Source organism: Enterobacter wuhouensis (assembly GCF_035835995.1).
Lineage (GTDB): Bacteria > Pseudomonadota > Gammaproteobacteria > Enterobacterales > Enterobacteriaceae > Enterobacter > Enterobacter wuhouensis.
In genome coordinates this window covers 2,147,654-2,164,327 of sequence record NZ_CP142124.1, presented here as the reverse complement: position 1 = coordinate 2,164,327, position 16,674 = coordinate 2,147,654, and the positions used below count along the sequence as shown (strand labels likewise).

Genomic DNA, 16,674 nt, shown 5'->3' with positions numbered 1-16,674 from the left:
GGCACCTCAAACGGCAATGTCATTCAGGTCGGCGGTTTTGGCATTGGGGCAGACTCATCATTAGCTTCACAACTGGCAAGCCTGACAGATGGTTATCGTGCAGGTCTTTACCGTATACGTGGTGATGGGGCTCCGCCCTCTACCATCGGCGCTCCAGTTGGCAGCGGAAACTCTATTGTAGGACTGGTCTCAATCCCAGTGTATTCGACAGCTGGGTTCGGTCTCGCTTTCAATCGGGATAACATCTGGACTGGCGTATACGATCCGGAAAATCCAAGCGCGGCCACTTGGAAAAAGTGGTGGGGGGAAACAAACACAACTGTCGACACGAACGGCTTTATCAAGCGCGCCTCTCCGGTGGTTAAGCTTTTCGGAACGGGGGAGGTTGAATGCAATGAGGAAGCTGAAGGAGTGACTGCATCGAGAGAGGCGGAGGGTGTTTATCGTGTCATAGGGAGCTGCGGCCTTAATCCTGAGGGATGGAAAGTGGAGATTCCTCAGGATATCAACGGCAACTTTCTGTGCTTCGTAAACATCACTACCGCCGAAGATTGCGTGCTGACTGTTTCGGTTTTCCGTCGCCGTTTTGATGTGGAAACCGCGATGATTATTGCAGGCGACCCGATGGATATTCCGGAGGGACGATGGATAGACCTTCGACTCGTAATGCCTGCAGATTCTCTATTCAATCAGCGTATAAGCCAGGAAAAGGAGGTTTAGCCTCTCCCTCTAATGCGCTGACGCGTATTGCCAGCGCTTTGATTGCCGCCAGTCCATCGAGCAACAATGGTGTCTGATCGAGATGCAGCAGGCCGCCAATTTCTTTGACGTATTCTGGATCGATCGTTTGAATTTGCTGTGATATCACCCCGCGCCGTGGTGTCTGCGTTTCATCATCCTTAAAGGTGAAGTTCTTGAACTCCATCCGGCAGATATTCAGCAGCGCTTCTTCTGGAGCAAGGTCATCGCCTATATTTTTCATAGTTCTGTCAGACACTGCTGACGTCATGATCTCCTTCCACGGGCTCCAGGCATTGGTGTTGTAACCCCTGAAAAAAAATCGTCCCGCATCGGTTTGGCTTGGATATGGCAAACAAAACTGCGTTAGCGCTACGTCGGCAATACGAACATAATTTTGAACATACCCATACCAACTTGAGACAGGTCCTGAGGTTGATTTCGACATATCCAAAAGTAAACGATAAGTTCCTGGCTCTGTAAGGCTGTTGAAGTTTGTCCCATCAGGAGCAACGGCCGAGTCTGTTTTAAATACACGGGCATCACCAGTAGGTAATCCAAATGCTCCCACTTGCATGACGTTCCCGGCCGCCGTTCCGACATCCCTGGTCGCGCTACTTCCTAAACCGAGGTTTGTGCGAGCGTCTTCTGCCTTCGTTGCTCCGGTTCCGCCGTCAGCGATTGCAAGCGCACCATTGCTTCCTTTCTGCGCCAGTTTCCCGATGCCTGGGATAGTAACAGTGGTGCCGTTGATGGTAACGGTAATGCTCTGATTGGCCGAGGTTGTAGAGAACGTCTCCCACGCGCCAATGTTCTCGTCGTAATCTTTTATGAGCTGTGACATAGCCTGCGCCAAGCCGTCTACGGAAATGATATCCGACACAAGGATTCCATACTTCTGTCCGCTGAGCGCCGGGGAAGCAGCAGGCGTAACCGTCATTGACGTGGCGCTGTTCACAGACGAGATCTGGAACAACTGCACCGGGTTAGACATCACGATAATCGTCTGGCCAGCACGTACCTGGCTGGCGGGGGCCGTCCAGTTCGTTCCGGTGCCGGTTGCAGTGTTTCCATTAATGGCGATGGTGCCGGTGTTATAAAGCATATTTTCTCCAGGCAATAAAAAACCCCGCCGGAGCGAGGTTTATGTTTAAACTTAGCGGTCTATTTGCAGGTTGATTCGGTAAATGTATTCGCACTTACCCAGCGCCAGTTGAATGGATATCCAGCCCGGTACTGCGTCTGGTTATTTTGTTTGCGCACACCGTAAATCTGAACAGTAGTTTCCTGACCGCCAACGATGGCAGTGCCGCTGCAAACTGGTTCCTGTTTCTCAAGTACGCCAGCGCATCCTGTAAGCATGACAGCGCCTGCTATGCAGATAATTAGTTTTCTCATTTTGATAGTATCCAGAGGAATTCAGTAGCTTAGACGATACCAATACAATTCTGGTGGGTATAATTGATTACATAGATCAATTACTTGTTATTGATCGCTCAAAACGATCAATCAGTCATAGGCCGCTGTATTTATCGCGGTTAATGAAATGCCAGTATTGGTTCCCCCTCCTGGTGAGCCTGTGCCAGTAGAGGTCCCTCCTGCGTTTATCCTCGTATTGGTCCCATCATACCTGCATGCCGAATAAGCATTAATGGTGTAAATGGTCGGAGGCTGGGTGGAGTTATTCACAATGATGGTCTGCCCGAGCTGTGCAGGCGCAACAGCCCATGAGCCGCTAAGCGTCTGGTCGATATTAATCCCGCCGTTTGCACCGGGAGTGCCAACTGTCTGCAGATCAGACAGCACGCGGGACTCATTGGTCAGCACAAGTTTCCCGGTTTCGTCCCATATAGCCAGCCCCCACTTCGGCAGCGTCTGCGGGAATATGGCAAACACGTATACTGTCAGAGTAAAGCTCTGGTTATAAGGATTAACCCCGCCAACATAAATATTACCGCCGTTCCTGTAAGACATTACTGGAGTGGGCTGGGCTGTGTTGGTGGTTTTTATAAACACCATCACAGGGTAGCCGGCGTTGAGTGCAATATTCTGCGACACCTGCTGAGAACTTCCGTTAGCGGAGGAACTGAAGGTATATTTTCCGTAAAGACAAAAAGGCGTTGATTGTGGCGTAACAAAGGGATTGCCGTTATCCATTAATATCATCGCGCCAAATTCGGCCATTATGCTTTCTCCATGAAAACGACTACCTCACACTTTGAGGCCGGGTAATTACCCAGGCCCACGGAAGAGGCGGCGGTTACGGTTATTGTGTTCCCTAATGCGACGATGCGCCGCCCTACGCTGTTACCTCCCTCATCCAGTGAAAGAACAAAGCCGACCTTCATTCCTGAGGGTACCGTAAAAGACCAGCTGCCGGAGGTTTGCCCGGCAGCCAGCCGTATTCGCCCAACGACAGAAACGGGCTTGATACCGTAGTTGTTGGGTTTACCCGCGGCGTCCCAGGTTTGTATTCCATAAGTCATATCAGAATACCCCCGTTAACCGGCCAACCTGCACCCTGAGTACATTACTGCCGTCCTTAACGCTGATTGTCTGGTTGGTCTGCTTCATGGCCCCCTCATTAGCTGTCGAACCGTAGTTCTCAAACGTCCCGGACTTGTCCAGTCTCCAGCCAACGGAGCCTGCAACATAATTGTTAGACTGAATGTAATTACCAATCTTGGCATTGCTGATGGTGCCGTCCTGGATGAAGGTGTCACGGATAAACGTCTGCCCGTTCTGGATCACGAACGGCAAGGACACAGTGCTACCAGCCTGTGTAGTGACGGCGAAACGGTCAGCCAGGAAGATAACCTGCGACTGCATGCCGTTTGGCGTATTTTCAACACCGATCCCCATTCCTGCGGCGTAATACTGCCCGTTGCTGGAAACGCCAACCTTGATGTTGTACATGGCGCTGATTTTACCGTTCACGTCCGCCACAGCCTGAGCTGTCTGGCTGATTGCCGCAGTCTGGCCATTCACCGTTACCGTGAGCGAATTAATCTTCGTAGCCGAGGCCTGGGTGAAGTCGGCCAGCGTTTCGGTGAGGTCGGTAGAGTTGGAAATGTTGCCACCGGCTGACGCATCCAGAGTCACCAGCGCGCGGGATACTGCCTGGCTGGCATCCGCAATAGTGGTGTCGATACGGTCGATGCTGGCGCTGTTCCCGGTGTTCGTTACGGTTTGAGAACGACGGGATGTAACCTGCGCCAGCCCGTTCTGAATAACAGCAATAGATGAATTCTTCACCCCTCCCGTCATTCCATCCATCGATACGGATATCTCGTCGATTCTCACCTCGGCCTGCGCCAGGCCATCAGCGTTTTGCTGAATAGCCAGGGCCTGCTGCTCAAGGTCATCGGCGTTCTGTTTGATGTCGTCGACCATGCCAGCAATTTTTTGATTGCCGTCCACCGCGTTCTCGATCAGGTCTTTGAACGTATCGGAGCCTTTCATGTCCTCCAGGATTGCATCGGTGATATCGGAAACATCGATGCTGGCCTGCCCGCGCACCCATTCTGTGTAACCTGATTCGTTGCCGCTGCGGTCCACCAGCTGCGCTCGGTACCAGAAAATCTGCCCAGCCTTAAGTCCCATCTGCTGATATTTGCGCTGCGGGTAAGGAACATCGGCCAGCAGCATCGCATCATCTTCGGTGCCGGTCAGGCTGTACTGAATTTCCGTCTTCAGCGTGTCGTCGGTATTCGCCGGGAATCCCCAGTTCAGCTCGATGCCGAAAACAACATTTTCAGAAGCGATGAAGCCAACCGGCTTCGGTGGGTTGCCCACTTTACCCGTCAGCATTTTCTCTTCTGAATAGCCCCATCCGGACGAGATTTCTGCGGCATTGATTGCGCGCACGCGCACCAGGTAGCGCCCGGCATAAATCCCCGGTACGTCAAATGATGTGGTGGAGCTGCGCGGCACGTTAACCCAGTTCCCGTCGTTGCGGCGCCATTGCGCTTCATAGGCGATAGCGTTCTGCGCCTGGTCCCAGCTCACGCGCATCGTTTCGACGCTGATATTTTGCTGCACTACCGAAAACGAGCTGATGACGATATTCGCAGGCGGCGACTGGTTGCCCGGCGGGATCACGCTCACCGGCCGCTGGTCAATGATGGCTCCGGTATCAATGCGATCGAATTTATCCGGATCGTGATTTGCACCGACGATTGTGAACGTGCCGTCGTTATTATCAGTTACCGTAATAACGCGATACTGCTGTGCGTAGAGTTCATCAGACTCAATGACCCATACGGCCTCAGCCATAAGCGTTTCACTGTAAGCGGTCGTAACGGTCACTTTATTGCCCGTTATCGACTGAATGGTGCGTGACTGTGAAACACCCGATGGAAGATTGACAATCATCCTGTCGGCTGCCGAAGCATCCGGCGCCCTGTCCAGCGTCAGCACGCGACCATTCACCGCAGAGACACGGCCGCCCAGGTCGCGCCCGGAGAGATTTCGGTCCGCTACAGCGATTACATAGCCTGGCTGTGGAATGTTGCCATCTTCCCCTACATTGAAAGTAACAACGCGATCTTTGTTGTTGGTGAGGATCCCCCATCGCCCTTTGCGATTTGCTTCCGACTGACGGGTACAACCGATCGCAGTTATCTCAAGCTGATTAAACCCATATCGCGCAACCAGCGCCTGCTCAAAAACAGGCTCCATCGCATCAGAATAAGCGTTATCAGGATCAGACCAAGACACCAGCGCATTGGTGTAACGGTTCTTTGTGGTGGTGCTGGAATAGGTAAAGCGCCCATCAATAACGTTCGCATGCGTGTATGTAAAATCTACATCTCTCGGCATGTCCGCCAGCGCCACAATCTGGTCGTCACCCCAGTAGGTCATCCCACGGAAGATTGCAGCGAAATCACGCAGGACCGTATAAGCGTCGTTGCGTTCCTGAATGTAGACGTTGCAGGTATAACGTGGTTCGGTACCACTTCCGCCTTTGCCATCCGGTACCATTTGATCGCAATATTGTGCAACCTGGTAGAGCGTCCATTTATCTATGTTGGCCGTTGTAAGACGATCCCCAAGTCCGAAACGGTCGCTAACCACCAGGTCGTAGAAAATCCATGCAGGGTTATCGGTCCAGGCCCATTTAAATTTCCCAGCCCACGTACCGCTATAAGTGCGGGTTTCGGGGTCGTAAGTATCCGGTACGCGGATAACGCGGCCGCGGGGCTCGCAGGAGATCTGGGGGATAGAGCCGTTAAACTGGCTGGAATCGAATTCGATATAAAGCAGCGCTGTGTTTGGATATCGTAACTTGGCGTCAATCACCTCAGTGAAGCTCTGCAGTGTCATCGTATCGCCGATCTTCGCGCTGTTGGCGTCAGAGGTAATCTTACGTAGGCGTATTGTCCAGGTGCTGCCAGCCTGCGGTAAATCGATACGGTGGCTGCGCTCATAACCAGACGTTGTTTTGCCGGTCACGCTGGTATTGAGTACCGTCTGCCAGGCTCCGCCGTCCGTCTGCAGGTCAATCGCATAATTGACCGAGTAACCCACCAGATCGCCGTCGTCCTCCTGTTTGAAAAGCGAGGGCCATTTCAGACGCAGGCGAACCGCTGAAAGCTGAGTATTGGTAAAGGTGCGCGTCCACGCAGTAGCGCTCGATACCTCAGTTCCCACGCTGATTTCGTTTTCGGTGCCGGGTATACCCTGAATATATTTTTGCGCCTGAGTTCCCGCGCGAAATTCCCACGTGACGCCGCTGAAGTTTTGGGAGCCGTCTGCATTCTCAAGTGCAGTACCATCCAGATAAATATCTCGCGCTGTGAGACCACCAGCAAACTCCCCTTCCCCCAAGACCAGAAGGATTTTTGCCTTGGCTACTGACTGCAGATCGTCTGGCTGTTCTGTAGGAGTTCTTGAGCTTGAACTGCCGCCCTTTCGGCCTTTGATTGTTTGATTTGACATGATCCACCTAATAAAAAAGGCCACTTTTCAGCGACCTTTCCAATATCTTAGTATTACTTATGATTACTATTTTTAAGTATCACTCTGTGACTCATTGATTTTTAAATTAATCGCGTTAATATAATTACTCGCAGCCAATTGTAAAATAGAGCCGCACTCAGCCAAATCATCTCCAGTTATTATCAGCTCAGTACCATCACGCCGCAAACCTGAATTATGCACAAATAGATTTCTTCTTTCTATAATCTGATGTAGTTCGTCCGGAACAAAAACTTTAAGCCCAAAAAGCTTATAAAGAGTGGCCGCCAGTTTGCTTGCATTTGAAAAGCTTGATTTATAAAATGAATCCAAGAGCTCATCTTTATTCTTTCGAGCTTTAAAGCCACTGAGATTCATTAACGATTCATGGTGTTTATAATCAATACTATTGATCATCAGAAGCAATTTATCGCAAACATCCTTATGTTCAACCATTGAACAAAATACACCTCTTACAAATCCTTCATATGCGCTGACCAAACCAGAATAATAGAGGCGTAAAATCACGGGATTTATAACTCGGAGATGATAGTTTTCATATGATTCAAAAATCGCTTCAAATGTAGCATTTAAAATATTCACTTGCTTTATTAACTCATCATAAACGCTCATCCAGTTTTCAAAATGGAGCACCTGAAAGTCATACTGAGTGATTAAATCATCCATTTCTTGGTCATGAATTTTCAAATCATCAAGCAGTTCATTTAAATCATCCATGCTATCAGTCATTAAGTTCACCAAATAAAGGTCGCTAGCGAACTATTTATAATGCATCTTCAATATAGATTCCAGCAGAAACAATCGCGCCACCTATACGGCGCCGACCGTACAAGAGCGGTACCGGGTTCCCCTGGGCTGTCGTGTTTGTTACTCCACCAAAGGCGTAGCTTGCCTTGTTGTCTGCCGATTGCTTACTAGCAAGTCCGGTTGTCTGCGGTGAGAGCATCTGCACAACGCCGCCCAAGGCCATAGCACCACCGATCTGGAACATAATGTTACTCGCAGCGATACCCACGCCTGGCATCCAAATTGCCGCCGCAACTAGCGCAGCGCCGAGAATGGTCTGGAAGAGCCCCCCTCGCTTACTCCCAGCGATAACTGGTGCTATGCGAATATCAGCCGAGCTCTGATCCATGATGATTTCTTCATTGTTCAGGTTACGCTTATCGCAGAACACGGCATAGGTGAGGCCACGCTGCTTGCTAGTATTAAGAAAACGCTCGAAGCCCGGGACTATCACACACAATGCGCGGATGGCTTCTTTTGGTGAGGCTACAGATAAACGATATTCACGACCGAATGTGGCACCTAGCACGCCGTACAATCGAATTGTGCGGACCGGCTCAACATTGAGTAATGCTGCCATTTTTCCCCCATAAAAACTGTCACAGGCGGTTATCAGAAACAGTCTTTAAAGCGCAGTATTTTCATTGTGCGCTCACGCCAGTAACCGCCAAACGGTACGCGCTGGCTCAGATGCCCATAAAGGTGATGCAGTAGCATGTTGCCTTCCAGTAGAATCCCCGCATGATTCCACTTATCGGCCTGGACCTGCATGATCACCATATCGCCTGGTTTCGGCGGCCCGTCGAATTCACGGAATCCGCACTCGTACCAGCAATCCTGATAAAAGTTGTCCGGATAGTCCTTTTCCCACCAGGGATAATCGACCCGGTAGTCGTGGAGCTCGATACCATGCGTTTGCCGGAAGTAGCTCATTACCAGCCCCCAGCAGTCGAAGTGACCAAGTACAAAGGGACGCTCCAGCAGCGGCAGTTCTCCGCGTGGCTGGATGGTGCGTAAATCTCCCTCCGGCCAGCTCACAATGTGCCACGGCAAAAGCGTTGCATCGCATTGCGCTTTATCTAGCTCACTCGGTTGCGTCGTGGCATCCGGGTGACTGTGAGCGATGGCGACCACCCTCCCCCAGTCCTCAGCAACTGCATAGTCTTCGGGGCAAAGTACAAAATTGTCCTGCGGCGCCGCGGCAAGATTCCGACACGGGAAATAACGTTCAACACGGCTTTTCTGCGCCACCACGCCGCAACACTCGCGAGGATACTCAGCTGCAGCATGGGCCATAATCGCATCGATGGTTTTCTGACGCATATCAGCTCCTGATCAAAGACGTGCCAGGGAACCCACCGAACGGCAGTTCGTTGCCGTATCCATGCCGGAGCTTACAGGCCGTAAGCGTGCCGTTGCATTCGTCCAGAGAGGGGTCGCTCACCGGGTTGTTGTTTTTATCGAAATAGTGGGTTCCGGCATAGTCGCAGCCATCGCCGGTGCGATATTTATTCCGGATACACCAGGTACACAGAGAGTGAAGTTGACGTGTAGGGATCATCTTTCCCTGTAACGACATCGGGCTATCGAGCACGAATTCGATACTCTCGCCCGGAATTTCGCTGGCTTTGCTATCAATGTAAAAAACTCGTTTTCTGACCTGTTGCGGATCAGCTGTTGCGTTACCTACAGGGAAGTTCTTCGCATCGAGATAGTGCGAATAGGTGTCATGGATAGTGACTTTCGCCTGCAGCATATCGTCATAGGCAAGGCACAGTGCTGTAATATTGCTTTCGATATCTGCAACCGTCAGCGTTGGCTGGGCGCTATTGCCTTCTGTGGATGCTTCAAGCCCTTCAATTTGATACGGCCAGGCGGCATATTCTTCCCCCTGCCACCAGATGCTTTTCGCCTCCAGCTTTGATTCATCGCCACCAGCGGCGGCGATTTCTTCTTCCGTGTGCGGGAGGTTGTACGCGTGAAATCGCAGTACATCATCCACGCCGAACGTAGAGCCATCAACTTCGATAAGCCGGACTTTATTGCCAGGCTCAAGGCTTTGATAGTCTGCTGTGATCATGGAGCGTACGCCTGTTTGAATGTTGCGGAAATGGTCAGAACGTTGCTGGATAAGGGCTGTGACTTGATTGATTCGGCCTCAATCCGGTAGAGCCCTGTTTCGCCAACTGGCGATGTCCAGATAAATGACTTTGTGACGTGAGAACGAAAGAACTTCAGGGCCTGAAGCATGTCCGCTTTTTTCCCCGTCAGTGTGACAGGCCATGACTGCTTTTCGGGGTTAATGCCTTCCCCGGCAATCTGCTCATAGCCGTCGCCAAAGGTTGCAGACCGGGTTTTAAGGCTGAACGACCCTTCCATTCCCGCCTGTATCTGTGTTCGCCAGGTGAATCTTTCGATTGCCATGCTTTCTCCGGGCATAAAAAAACCCGCCGGAGCGGGTTAACGTGTTTTTGATGCATTCCAGATAAGCCCGCCGGGTCGCAACTGCTTCGCGATACCTTCACGGACAGACTGATCAATGGTCTGTTTGTAGGCTCGGGAAATCGCGTCATCATTCCCGGATGATTGCTGCTGGGAATTTTGGTTTTGCACCACTACAGATGTTTGGACATTTACGCCACCAGCAGCGGATGATTGCAGACCATACATGGGCGCGGTTCCTACATAGCCGCCAGTGGCATAGCCCTGGGCACTATGCATCAGAGAGTAAAGGTTTCCCACTCCAAGCGCGCTGGTAGCCTCTTTGGTGAAAACAAACTCCCCGCCGTGAACCACACCCTTCGGTTGGTATTTACCACCATCACCGGTGTAGCCACCACTATCGAATCCCGGCACCAGACCGCCACCAGAGAAACCAAAGAACGCACCGATACCCGTACCACCAAAGGCTGACTTCATTCCATTAACCAGAGCCAGTTGAGTCAGCATCTGGGCGATGCCCTTCAGGAAGGTATTCAGGAAGTCTGAGAAGTTAGATTTGCCAGTAGTAAAAAAGTCGGTGAGCGTGCTGGCCATCCCGGTGAACGCATTGCTGGCAATCGTCTGCACTTGCGAGTAAACATTGGTCGCGCTGTCCTCAAATTCAGCCCAGCCCTTTTTCGCGCCAGTCAGCCAGTCGCCACGTAATCGGTCCTCTGCATCATAGTAATCATTGGCCGCTTTAAGCTGCTTCTGATATCCATCGTCGTCAAGCGTGCCGCCGGAGTTGATCCAGCCAGCTGCAAGCTGACTTTTCACGAGTTCACGTTGTGCCTGACGGTCACTGATCCCGGCACCGTTCACTAGTGCAGCCTGCTTCTCTGCCATCTGCGTGACGTATTTCTGCGAGGTATCCATTCGCTTGTTCAGCTGTTCCTGTGCGGTAATCTGATCACCTAACAGTGCTTTCTGCCGTGCCAACTGAAGCACCTGGTCTTTACTCGCCAGCAGGGATTGTTCCTGCTTTGTCAGTGAACGTGAACGCGAGGCCTCCTCCAGCACCTGAAATTTCGCTTCAGTTGTCCACAGTACTTTGCGCTGCTGGCTGATAGTGTCGTTCAGCCCTTTATGCTGCTGCAGCGCGCGTAACTGTGCCTGAAGCGCCAGCAGCTCGGCCTGGGCAGCATCCGTGCTGCGATCGCCTGCCGATAAAGTTCCCGGCTTTCCGGTTTTGGTCTTTTTACCAAAAGAAGCGACTCCTTCCCGATCCTTCTGGGTGGTTGCGGTACTTATCTTTCTGGTCGTATCGAGGTATTTACCTGCACTGATATCAGCCGCATCCCAGTCTTTTTTCAGCTGAGAGACGCTGTCACCATATGCGCCGGCCATTTGTTCGTTATAGTCCTGCCATCCCTGCAAAGTATCTGTTTTCGCCCAGTCGGGAACGAGGTTAATCGCGGCAGCGATAGAGGAAGAAATGATCTGGTTCAGCTTCTGGAAAACGATCGCAACGCTGTAATAAATTGCGTTGAATTCCTTCAGTGTGTTTGATGCCAGCTCAGCTACCCACTGACCGATACTCTGCATGGCCTCAGACGCCCAGCCCTTGATATCCAGCCACAGGCGACCAAACGGCGTCAACGAGTCATAAGCCTGTTCACCACGTTTTGCCATCGTATCGCCAAACAGGTCCATAGCCTGCGTAACGGCCGCGGTCTGGTCCTTTTGCTTTATCAGATTGTCAACATGCTTAAGTTGTGAAACGGTCAGGAAATTATATTGTTCGTTGAGACTCTGCAGCGCTTTAACAGGGTCTTTTTCGATATCCTTATAGGCTTTGGTGATGTCCTGCGCCGAGACTATACCGGTCTGAACCGCCAGCGCCGTGGAGCCCGCTGCGTTTTCAAGTTGCTGCTGTGTCAGCGCTCCCATGCCAACCAGCTCAGTCATCAAACTCTGAACGGTTCCTACAGTAGCGCCAGTAGAGGCAGCAATGGACTGGGAGGAAGCCACTACCTGGAGCGCTGACGTGCCTGCAATGTTGCCAGTCCTGATAATGGCCTTGTTAATTTCGTCGTAGGCTGTGAAGTAGTCCGCTCCCGCTTTTGCAGCAATCAGAACAGCACCGGCCAGGCCACCAATGGCCACTCGGGCAGGAGTCACCATCGACAACATCGCTTTGAGAGCATTGCCTACACCGCCAAACGAATCGCGCAGCTGGCCGCCCTGCTGAATGGCTACCATATAAACCGGCATACCGGACGCCAATGAAGTTACGATGTCGGTCATTTGCATTGGTAGATAACGCATCGCGTTGCGGTATTGCCCCGCGCTGATCGCTCCTGACTTCCACGCTTCCTCCTGCTCTTTCAGTCGGACGATCATCGGTGCAGCACGATCGGACACGCCAAGTTGGGCTGCTTTTAGCTCTAACAGTTCTGCGCGCGTTTTCCCGATTGCTTTGACCTGCTCTGCTAGCGAATCGATAAAGGTTTTGCCCGCCGCAGCTGCTCGCTGCGCTGCCTGAACCTGCTCAATGCGAGCCCGCCCCTCTGCGGTCTCAGACTCCATTACCTGTGCCAGTTTTGCCCGCGTCGTCTCAAGCACGCTGTTGTAACGAGTAAAATCCTCATCTCCCACCAGCCCTTTACCACGAAACTTCACCAGGCTCTCTTGGATAGTGTCCAGCTCATCCAGCGCCTTGTTTACCGGGCTAATTTTATTCAGCAGGTTCTGCAGTTCCTGACGCTGCTGCTTCAGACTTTCGCTGTTCTTCTTCTGGTTATCGATGCCGGTGCGGAAAGTACTGTTCAGGTCATCCGCTTTACCTGCAGCGGCGGCGGCGGTCTCCTGAAAGCGATCCAGTGCCTGGTTACCACGCTCCAGCTCAGTGGTATTTACGCGCAGGGAAATCGTGGCTATGTCGTTACTCATTCCGCCCTCTCTTTATGCATAACTTTTAGTGCGGCGCTCTCCATGATTCGGATGTCCGAAAGCGCGGTTGCCTCGTCGTCGACGTGGTGCAGGCGCATCACCCAGGGCAGCACGTTGTAATCAAGCCCTGATGCGCCTCCCATGCCCGTGCGCCACTGCGTGCTGACAGCCTGAAACACCAGGAATGAAGGCCATACATCTGGCCAGACGTCGATGTATTGATCGTCGTAGTCATCCGGCGTAAGCCCATAGGGTGCCAGGTCTGCCGCTGTGGGTTCAGGCGTATAGAATGCAGAGGCAACCGCTATCAGTTTTTTTCGCGCTGCCCCATTAGTTCGCGATAGTAGGTTTCAGGGATAGCCTTCATTGCAGCCGGATAGTTTTCCAGCAGCACCGACAGATTTTCCGCGTTGAATGCATCGGGTAGCGCCCAGCCAGAAATAATTTCCATCAGAAAATCAGTGGCAGTTTTGCCTTCCAGTTTTTCCAGATCAGCCAGCTCTTTAAGTGGCTTATGATTAAACGTGAAGGTCAGTACACCATCCTCATCGCCAGCGCGCGGGATCGTGACGTTGGCCTTGAAAGTTGGTTTGGGCTGAAGGGTGAATTTAGTCGCCATTGATACCTCTTACGAAAAAAAGCCTCCGCAAAGGAAGGCATAGAATATTGAAAGCTCTGACGGGTTAGGCGGCAGCGTCAGCCACCTTGTAGAACGTCATCGCCGGTGACTGCAGGTTCAGCACCACACTCACTGTCTCTACCTCGTTAACCGCAGTAGTCGGCGTATCGTCAAAAGATGCCGTGGCCGCCCAGTAACGGTTTTCTTTCGCCTTCGGCACATACATGTACGCCGCCACAGTCTCTTCGTCTTCGTCCAGCTGGCGCAGCAGCGGATAAACCGGGAGAGTTGAGTCGTGAGCAATCGAGTAAGTCTGAGAGACAGCGGATTTATAGGTATTCAGGTTGCGCTGGCGATCATCGCTGAGGAACTGAATCTGCGTGGTGTTCTGATCACCACCAGATTTCGATACCTCAGTGATTTGTGGCAGCTCGGTCCATTCTTCAATTTTGCGAATAGCGCCGGAACCGCCGCCCGCCGCGTATTTGTTTGTGTTTGTGGTGTTGATGTTGCGAAGAGTGACAGCATTCTCCGCAATCGCGTCGATTTTCGCGATAACATTATCAATACCCGACCAGTTGCAGTTCACGTGAACGATATCACCGACCGCGATATCGTCTGCGGCGCTAACGGTGATCACCGCGTGCTCAGCATTCGTCGCGCCGGTGAACGTAATGGCCGGGCCGTAGCCCGATGCCAGATAGACATGAGCGCCGTTAGGCAATGCAAAGCCCATAGTGGTTACTCCTTTAGAAACGGGAAAACCGGCTCAAGGCCGGTCAGTTGTGGGACATCACAGAGGGAATCAGTTGGTAATGTCTGCCCGATAATTCAGGCTGACAGGAACGGTGTAGGACACAGGTGTAGGGACGCCGCGGAATATGCCAGGCGCGCTGCTAATCCAGCAGGTAAAGTCTTTGCCTGCAATTTCCAGCCCCTCGGAGAACAATTCCGCTACTCTGCCCGCCAGGGCAACGACGGAGGTACGGCCGGAGCCGGCTGGCGCCACGACATTAATCTGGTACACGCCAGAAAAAGTCCGGCAGCGCAAGCCAAGATCGATTGTTCGCGGCGTAACGGGCATATCGTGAACGGCCAGGTACATCTCGTTAGCAGGAGGTGTAAACGGCACGTTCTCCCATGCAACCGAAATGCCCTCAGCATCGGCCCAGGTACCCAGTCTGGCGGCCAGTGCAGATGCAATATCTGGAATCACTTAGTCACCTCCCTGACAGCTTCCTCAAAGAAGCGTTGAAACTCAGCTGCAGTTATGCGGACCATACCGCCCGGCGCCTGTGTGGAATGCCCCATTTCAAGCGGGTAGGCATAGGGCACGTTGTTGCAGAAATAAATGGCCTTCATCCCGACTTTGAAGAGCGACAGCGTGTAGTTACCGGCCGCTTTTGTCAGGTCGCCGGTCTTGTCTATTCGCCCTGTCTCGTCAGTCGTTGGCGCATCAAAGGACACCTGCCAGTTACCGCGAAAGCGTCCGCCGGTATACCCCGGCGGTGCTTTGATGTCCATCCCATCCACCACCCGGGCTTTTTTCTTCAGTCGCCCGGTTTTGGTCAGGTTGTCGGGATTGGCGCGCTGCGCTTCGTTATGGTCGTAAACAGTGCGATTATAGGAAACGGCTGTCTGGTTAACTTCCCACAACTCCGGGTTGCCCACTGGGGACATCACCACCAGCTGGTTAAGAATTTTGATTCCGACGGCGCGCACCACTGCTTCCTGATTCGTTTTTGCCTTGTTAACGAAAGCCGTGATTTCAGCCAGGAAAGCCGCGTTCTCTCCCATGCTAAGCCCTCAGTTGCGCTTTGTAGCAGAGCACCAGCACGGCAGGTTTTGCCGGGTTCGGTTTGACAATACGGTAGGCTGTGCCGTCAATATCAACCACATCACCGATTTTAATTTCCTGCTCAGCGGTGAATACGATCTGCACGTCGCCGTTAACGATGACCGTTCCATCAATTTCGCCTGGCGCGTATTCGGTCTTTACACCCACAGCAGTAAAACGGACCGCTTCAGTTTTATGCTCAACGCCGCCGATAACCGTTACCGAGCCTTTACGGGTGACGTTGTGCGTCGCGCCGTTCTGCCTGAGCATGCGGGTCGTTCTGGCCTGCATACGTTGGTAATCAATGGGCATTCGTCAGCGCCTCTCAATTTGCAGATTGATAAAGTCAGTTTTTAATGATTCGATGGCGCCAACCATAACGTACGGCAAACTACCGCTATGCCATGCATCCATAACCGCACCACTTTCATCAATGAGCAAAATCGCCAAGCTGCGATAATTGCCTTCGCGAGCAGCATGAAGTGCCTCTTCCAGAAGCCTGATAACCTCGGTTCGGTTATGTTCGAGATCGGCATCTTTTCTGCTCGCCAGGTTAATAACTTTAAGGTCCGGCATCTCATGCCCTCTCAGCAAATGCATTGATTGCGTAGCCACGACCACCAGCAAGGTCGCCCAACAGCGCCATAACGGCCGGATAAGACGGTGTAAAGACTTGGCCATCTGCGACCGCATAGGTCATGGTGACAGCACCTTCCACACGTTCAGCTTTCACAGCAGCTTCGCGCACGCTGGAGAGTAAATCGCCGTCGATTGCCTCTACCGCCAGCATGCACTGCGCGGTTATTACCTGCCGTGGAACTTCATCCGGCGGGAAATCATGTTCATCCAGAACGACATTCACGCGTGGCCAGGCCAGAGCCTGGCTCGGGTCAGCTTTTGAGCCAACCCAGTCCAGACCTTCCAGATAATCCACGGCCTTAATCAACAAAGGTGTGAGCTTGTCAGGCAGTTCAATGCCGCGTATTTCGGCAAATGAAGCAAGATCCTCTTCACTGGCGTAGCTGTTGGCATCAGGAGAGGTGATATCGGTATTGACCATCTAATCATCCTGTTTATGGGGCTTTCGCCCCATTCGTTATTCCCCGGAAGGAGCAGTGAAGGTGATCTGTTCAGTGGTTTTCGCCATTCCTTCAACCGTGCCGGTTACCGTGAAGGTGCCAGCAACGTCTGATGTGAGTTTCACCGTTGCACCACCAGCAGAGCCTGTTTGAGAACTGGCCGTGCTAAGCGTGCCACCTGTGGACGTCCACGCGACGGTTTTACCGGATACACCGGAGCCACTCAGCGTGTACTTCAGAGAAACAGTCACCGCGTCTGTGCT

Annotated in this window: 21 protein-coding genes; 1 reads left to right on the top strand and 20 read right to left on the bottom strand. The window is 52.2% G+C overall.

Translation table 11 applies throughout. From position 1 onward, the window contains the following. The first annotated feature begins 198 nt into the window (after positions 1 to 198). Positions 199 to 720, top strand: coding sequence for a phage tail fiber protein (locus tag VPX56_RS10455; RefSeq protein ID WP_326471584.1), 522 nt, complete (start codon positions 199 to 201; stop codon positions 718 to 720). Here the strand turns inward: VPX56_RS10455 and VPX56_RS10450 are convergent. The 20 genes from VPX56_RS10450 to VPX56_RS10355 all read right to left on the bottom strand — a co-directional run bounded on the left by VPX56_RS10450 (position 686) and on the right by VPX56_RS10355 (position 16,662). Further along, positions 686 to 1,843, bottom strand: a complete 1,158-nt coding sequence (locus VPX56_RS10450; RefSeq protein WP_326471582.1) for a pyocin knob domain-containing S74 family peptidase — start codon at positions 1,841 to 1,843, stop codon at positions 686 to 688. The genes VPX56_RS10455 and VPX56_RS10450 overlap by 35 nt on opposite strands. 59 nt (positions 1,844 to 1,902) lie before the next feature. Next, complete coding sequence (gene cor, locus VPX56_RS10445; protein ID WP_326471580.1) at positions 1,903 to 2,136, bottom strand: phage exclusion lipoprotein Cor; 234 nt, start codon at positions 2,134 to 2,136, stop codon at positions 1,903 to 1,905. Positions 2,137 to 2,247: 111 nt separating this feature from the next. Next, the gene (locus VPX56_RS10440; RefSeq protein WP_326471578.1) at positions 2,248 to 2,922 is read right to left on the bottom strand and encodes a hypothetical protein; all 675 of its coding nucleotides are present in this window, start codon (positions 2,920 to 2,922) and stop codon (positions 2,248 to 2,250) included. Beyond that, positions 2,922 to 3,224: a hypothetical protein gene (locus VPX56_RS10435; RefSeq protein ID WP_326471576.1), complete on the bottom strand. Its 303-nt coding sequence runs from the start codon at positions 3,222 to 3,224 to the stop codon at positions 2,922 to 2,924. Before VPX56_RS10435 ends, VPX56_RS10440 begins: the two co-directional genes overlap by 1 nt. 1 nt (position 3,225) lies before the next feature. Next, complete coding sequence (locus tag VPX56_RS10430; RefSeq protein WP_407655138.1) at positions 3,226 to 6,678, bottom strand: TipJ family phage tail tip protein; 3,453 nt, start codon at positions 6,676 to 6,678, stop codon at positions 3,226 to 3,228. Positions 6,679 to 6,750: 72 nt separating this feature from the next. Further along, a complete protein-coding gene (locus VPX56_RS10425) occupies positions 6,751 to 7,446 on the bottom strand; it encodes a hypothetical protein (RefSeq protein ID WP_326471574.1) in 696 nt (231 codons plus the stop codon). 34 nt (positions 7,447 to 7,480) lie between these two features. Then, positions 7,481 to 8,083 (bottom strand): tail assembly protein, encoded by a 603-nt coding sequence (locus tag VPX56_RS10420; protein ID WP_326471572.1) that lies wholly within the window; start codon positions 8,081 to 8,083, stop codon positions 7,481 to 7,483. Positions 8,084 to 8,115: 32 nt separating this feature from the next. Then, positions 8,116 to 8,826, bottom strand: a complete 711-nt coding sequence (locus VPX56_RS10415; protein WP_326471570.1) for a C40 family peptidase — start codon at positions 8,824 to 8,826, stop codon at positions 8,116 to 8,118. 1 nt (position 8,827) lies between these two features. Continuing rightward, entirely contained in the window at positions 8,828 to 9,583 is a 756-nt protein-coding gene (locus VPX56_RS10410) for a phage minor tail protein L (protein ID WP_326471568.1), read from the bottom strand. Then, positions 9,580 to 9,927 (bottom strand): phage tail protein, encoded by a 348-nt coding sequence (locus tag VPX56_RS10405; protein ID WP_326471566.1) that lies wholly within the window; start codon positions 9,925 to 9,927, stop codon positions 9,580 to 9,582. The genes VPX56_RS10410 and VPX56_RS10405 overlap by 4 nt, the downstream gene beginning before the upstream one ends. Before the next feature lie 36 nt (positions 9,928 to 9,963). Then, on the bottom strand, positions 9,964 to 12,876 hold the full coding sequence (locus tag VPX56_RS10400; protein ID WP_326471564.1) for a phage tail tape measure protein: 2,913 nt from the start codon (positions 12,874 to 12,876) through the stop codon (positions 9,964 to 9,966). Beyond that, a complete protein-coding gene (locus VPX56_RS10395; RefSeq protein ID WP_308446515.1) occupies positions 12,873 to 13,091 on the bottom strand; it encodes a DUF1799 domain-containing protein in 219 nt (72 codons plus the stop codon). The genes VPX56_RS10400 and VPX56_RS10395 overlap by 4 nt, the downstream gene beginning before the upstream one ends. A gap of 92 nt (positions 13,092 to 13,183) precedes the next feature. Further along, complete coding sequence (locus VPX56_RS10390) at positions 13,184 to 13,495, bottom strand: phage tail assembly chaperone (RefSeq protein ID WP_326471562.1); 312 nt, start codon at positions 13,493 to 13,495, stop codon at positions 13,184 to 13,186. 64 nt (positions 13,496 to 13,559) lie between these two features. Then, the gene (locus tag VPX56_RS10385) at positions 13,560 to 14,231 is read right to left on the bottom strand and encodes a phage tail protein (RefSeq protein ID WP_326471560.1); all 672 of its coding nucleotides are present in this window, start codon (positions 14,229 to 14,231) and stop codon (positions 13,560 to 13,562) included. Between the two features lie 69 nt (positions 14,232 to 14,300). After that, positions 14,301 to 14,711: a DUF4128 domain-containing protein gene (locus VPX56_RS10380; protein ID WP_326471558.1), complete on the bottom strand. Its 411-nt coding sequence runs from the start codon at positions 14,709 to 14,711 to the stop codon at positions 14,301 to 14,303. After that, positions 14,708 to 15,292 (bottom strand): hypothetical protein, encoded by a 585-nt coding sequence (locus tag VPX56_RS10375; RefSeq protein WP_326471556.1) that lies wholly within the window; start codon positions 15,290 to 15,292, stop codon positions 14,708 to 14,710. Before VPX56_RS10375 ends, VPX56_RS10380 begins: the two co-directional genes overlap by 4 nt. A 1-nt stretch (position 15,293) precedes the next feature. Further along, a complete protein-coding gene (locus VPX56_RS10370) occupies positions 15,294 to 15,644 on the bottom strand; it encodes a hypothetical protein (protein WP_326471554.1) in 351 nt (116 codons plus the stop codon). Positions 15,645 to 15,647: 3 nt separating this feature from the next. After that, positions 15,648 to 15,908, bottom strand: a complete 261-nt coding sequence (locus VPX56_RS10365) for a hypothetical protein (protein WP_263609415.1) — start codon at positions 15,906 to 15,908, stop codon at positions 15,648 to 15,650. A gap of 1 nt (position 15,909) precedes the next feature. Then, positions 15,910 to 16,392: a DnaT-like ssDNA-binding protein gene (locus VPX56_RS10360; protein ID WP_326471551.1), complete on the bottom strand. Its 483-nt coding sequence runs from the start codon at positions 16,390 to 16,392 to the stop codon at positions 15,910 to 15,912. Positions 16,393 to 16,428: 36 nt separating this feature from the next. After that, entirely contained in the window at positions 16,429 to 16,662 is a 234-nt protein-coding gene (locus VPX56_RS10355) for an Ig-like domain-containing protein (RefSeq protein WP_326471549.1), read from the bottom strand. Positions 16,663 to 16,674: the final 12 nt, after the last annotated feature.

Excerpts from the sequence above, each read along its gene's own strand:
- VPX56_RS10435 (WP_326471576.1), bottom strand. The coding sequence starts at position 3,224 with ATGACTTATGGAATACAAACCTGGGACGCCGCGGGTAAACCCAACAAC.
- VPX56_RS10370 (WP_326471554.1), bottom strand. The coding sequence starts at position 15,644 with ATGCCCATTGATTACCAACGTATGCAGGCCAGAACGACCCGCATGCTC.
- VPX56_RS10385 (WP_326471560.1), bottom strand. The coding sequence starts at position 14,231 with ATGGGCTTTGCATTGCCTAACGGCGCTCATGTCTATCTGGCATCGGGC.
- VPX56_RS10360 (WP_326471551.1), bottom strand. The coding sequence starts at position 16,392 with ATGGTCAATACCGATATCACCTCTCCTGATGCCAACAGCTACGCCAGT.
- VPX56_RS10375 (WP_326471556.1), bottom strand. The coding sequence starts at position 15,292 with ATGGGAGAGAACGCGGCTTTCCTGGCTGAAATCACGGCTTTCGTTAAC.
- VPX56_RS10450 (WP_326471582.1), bottom strand. The coding sequence starts at position 1,843 with ATGCTTTATAACACCGGCACCATCGCCATTAATGGAAACACTGCAACC.
- VPX56_RS10410 (WP_326471568.1), bottom strand. The coding sequence starts at position 9,583 with ATGATCACAGCAGACTATCAAAGCCTTGAGCCTGGCAATAAAGTCCGG.
- cor (WP_326471580.1), bottom strand. The coding sequence starts at position 2,136 with ATGAGAAAACTAATTATCTGCATAGCAGGCGCTGTCATGCTTACAGGA.
- VPX56_RS10420 (WP_326471572.1), bottom strand. The coding sequence starts at position 8,083 with ATGGCAGCATTACTCAATGTTGAGCCGGTCCGCACAATTCGATTGTAC.
- VPX56_RS10390 (WP_326471562.1), bottom strand. The coding sequence starts at position 13,495 with ATGGCGACTAAATTCACCCTTCAGCCCAAACCAACTTTCAAGGCCAAC.
- VPX56_RS10415 (WP_326471570.1), bottom strand. The coding sequence starts at position 8,826 with ATGCGTCAGAAAACCATCGATGCGATTATGGCCCATGCTGCAGCTGAG.
- VPX56_RS10425 (WP_326471574.1), bottom strand. The coding sequence starts at position 7,446 with ATGACTGATAGCATGGATGATTTAAATGAACTGCTTGATGATTTGAAA.
- VPX56_RS10405 (WP_326471566.1), bottom strand. The coding sequence starts at position 9,927 with ATGGCAATCGAAAGATTCACCTGGCGAACACAGATACAGGCGGGAATG.
- VPX56_RS10430 (WP_407655138.1), bottom strand. The coding sequence starts at position 6,678 with ATGTCAAATCAAACAATCAAAGGCCGAAAGGGCGGCAGTTCAAGCTCA.
- VPX56_RS10440 (WP_326471578.1), bottom strand. The coding sequence starts at position 2,922 with ATGGCCGAATTTGGCGCGATGATATTAATGGATAACGGCAATCCCTTT.
- VPX56_RS10400 (WP_326471564.1), bottom strand. The coding sequence starts at position 12,876 with ATGAGTAACGACATAGCCACGATTTCCCTGCGCGTAAATACCACTGAG.
- VPX56_RS10365 (WP_263609415.1), bottom strand. The coding sequence starts at position 15,908 with ATGCCGGACCTTAAAGTTATTAACCTGGCGAGCAGAAAAGATGCCGAT.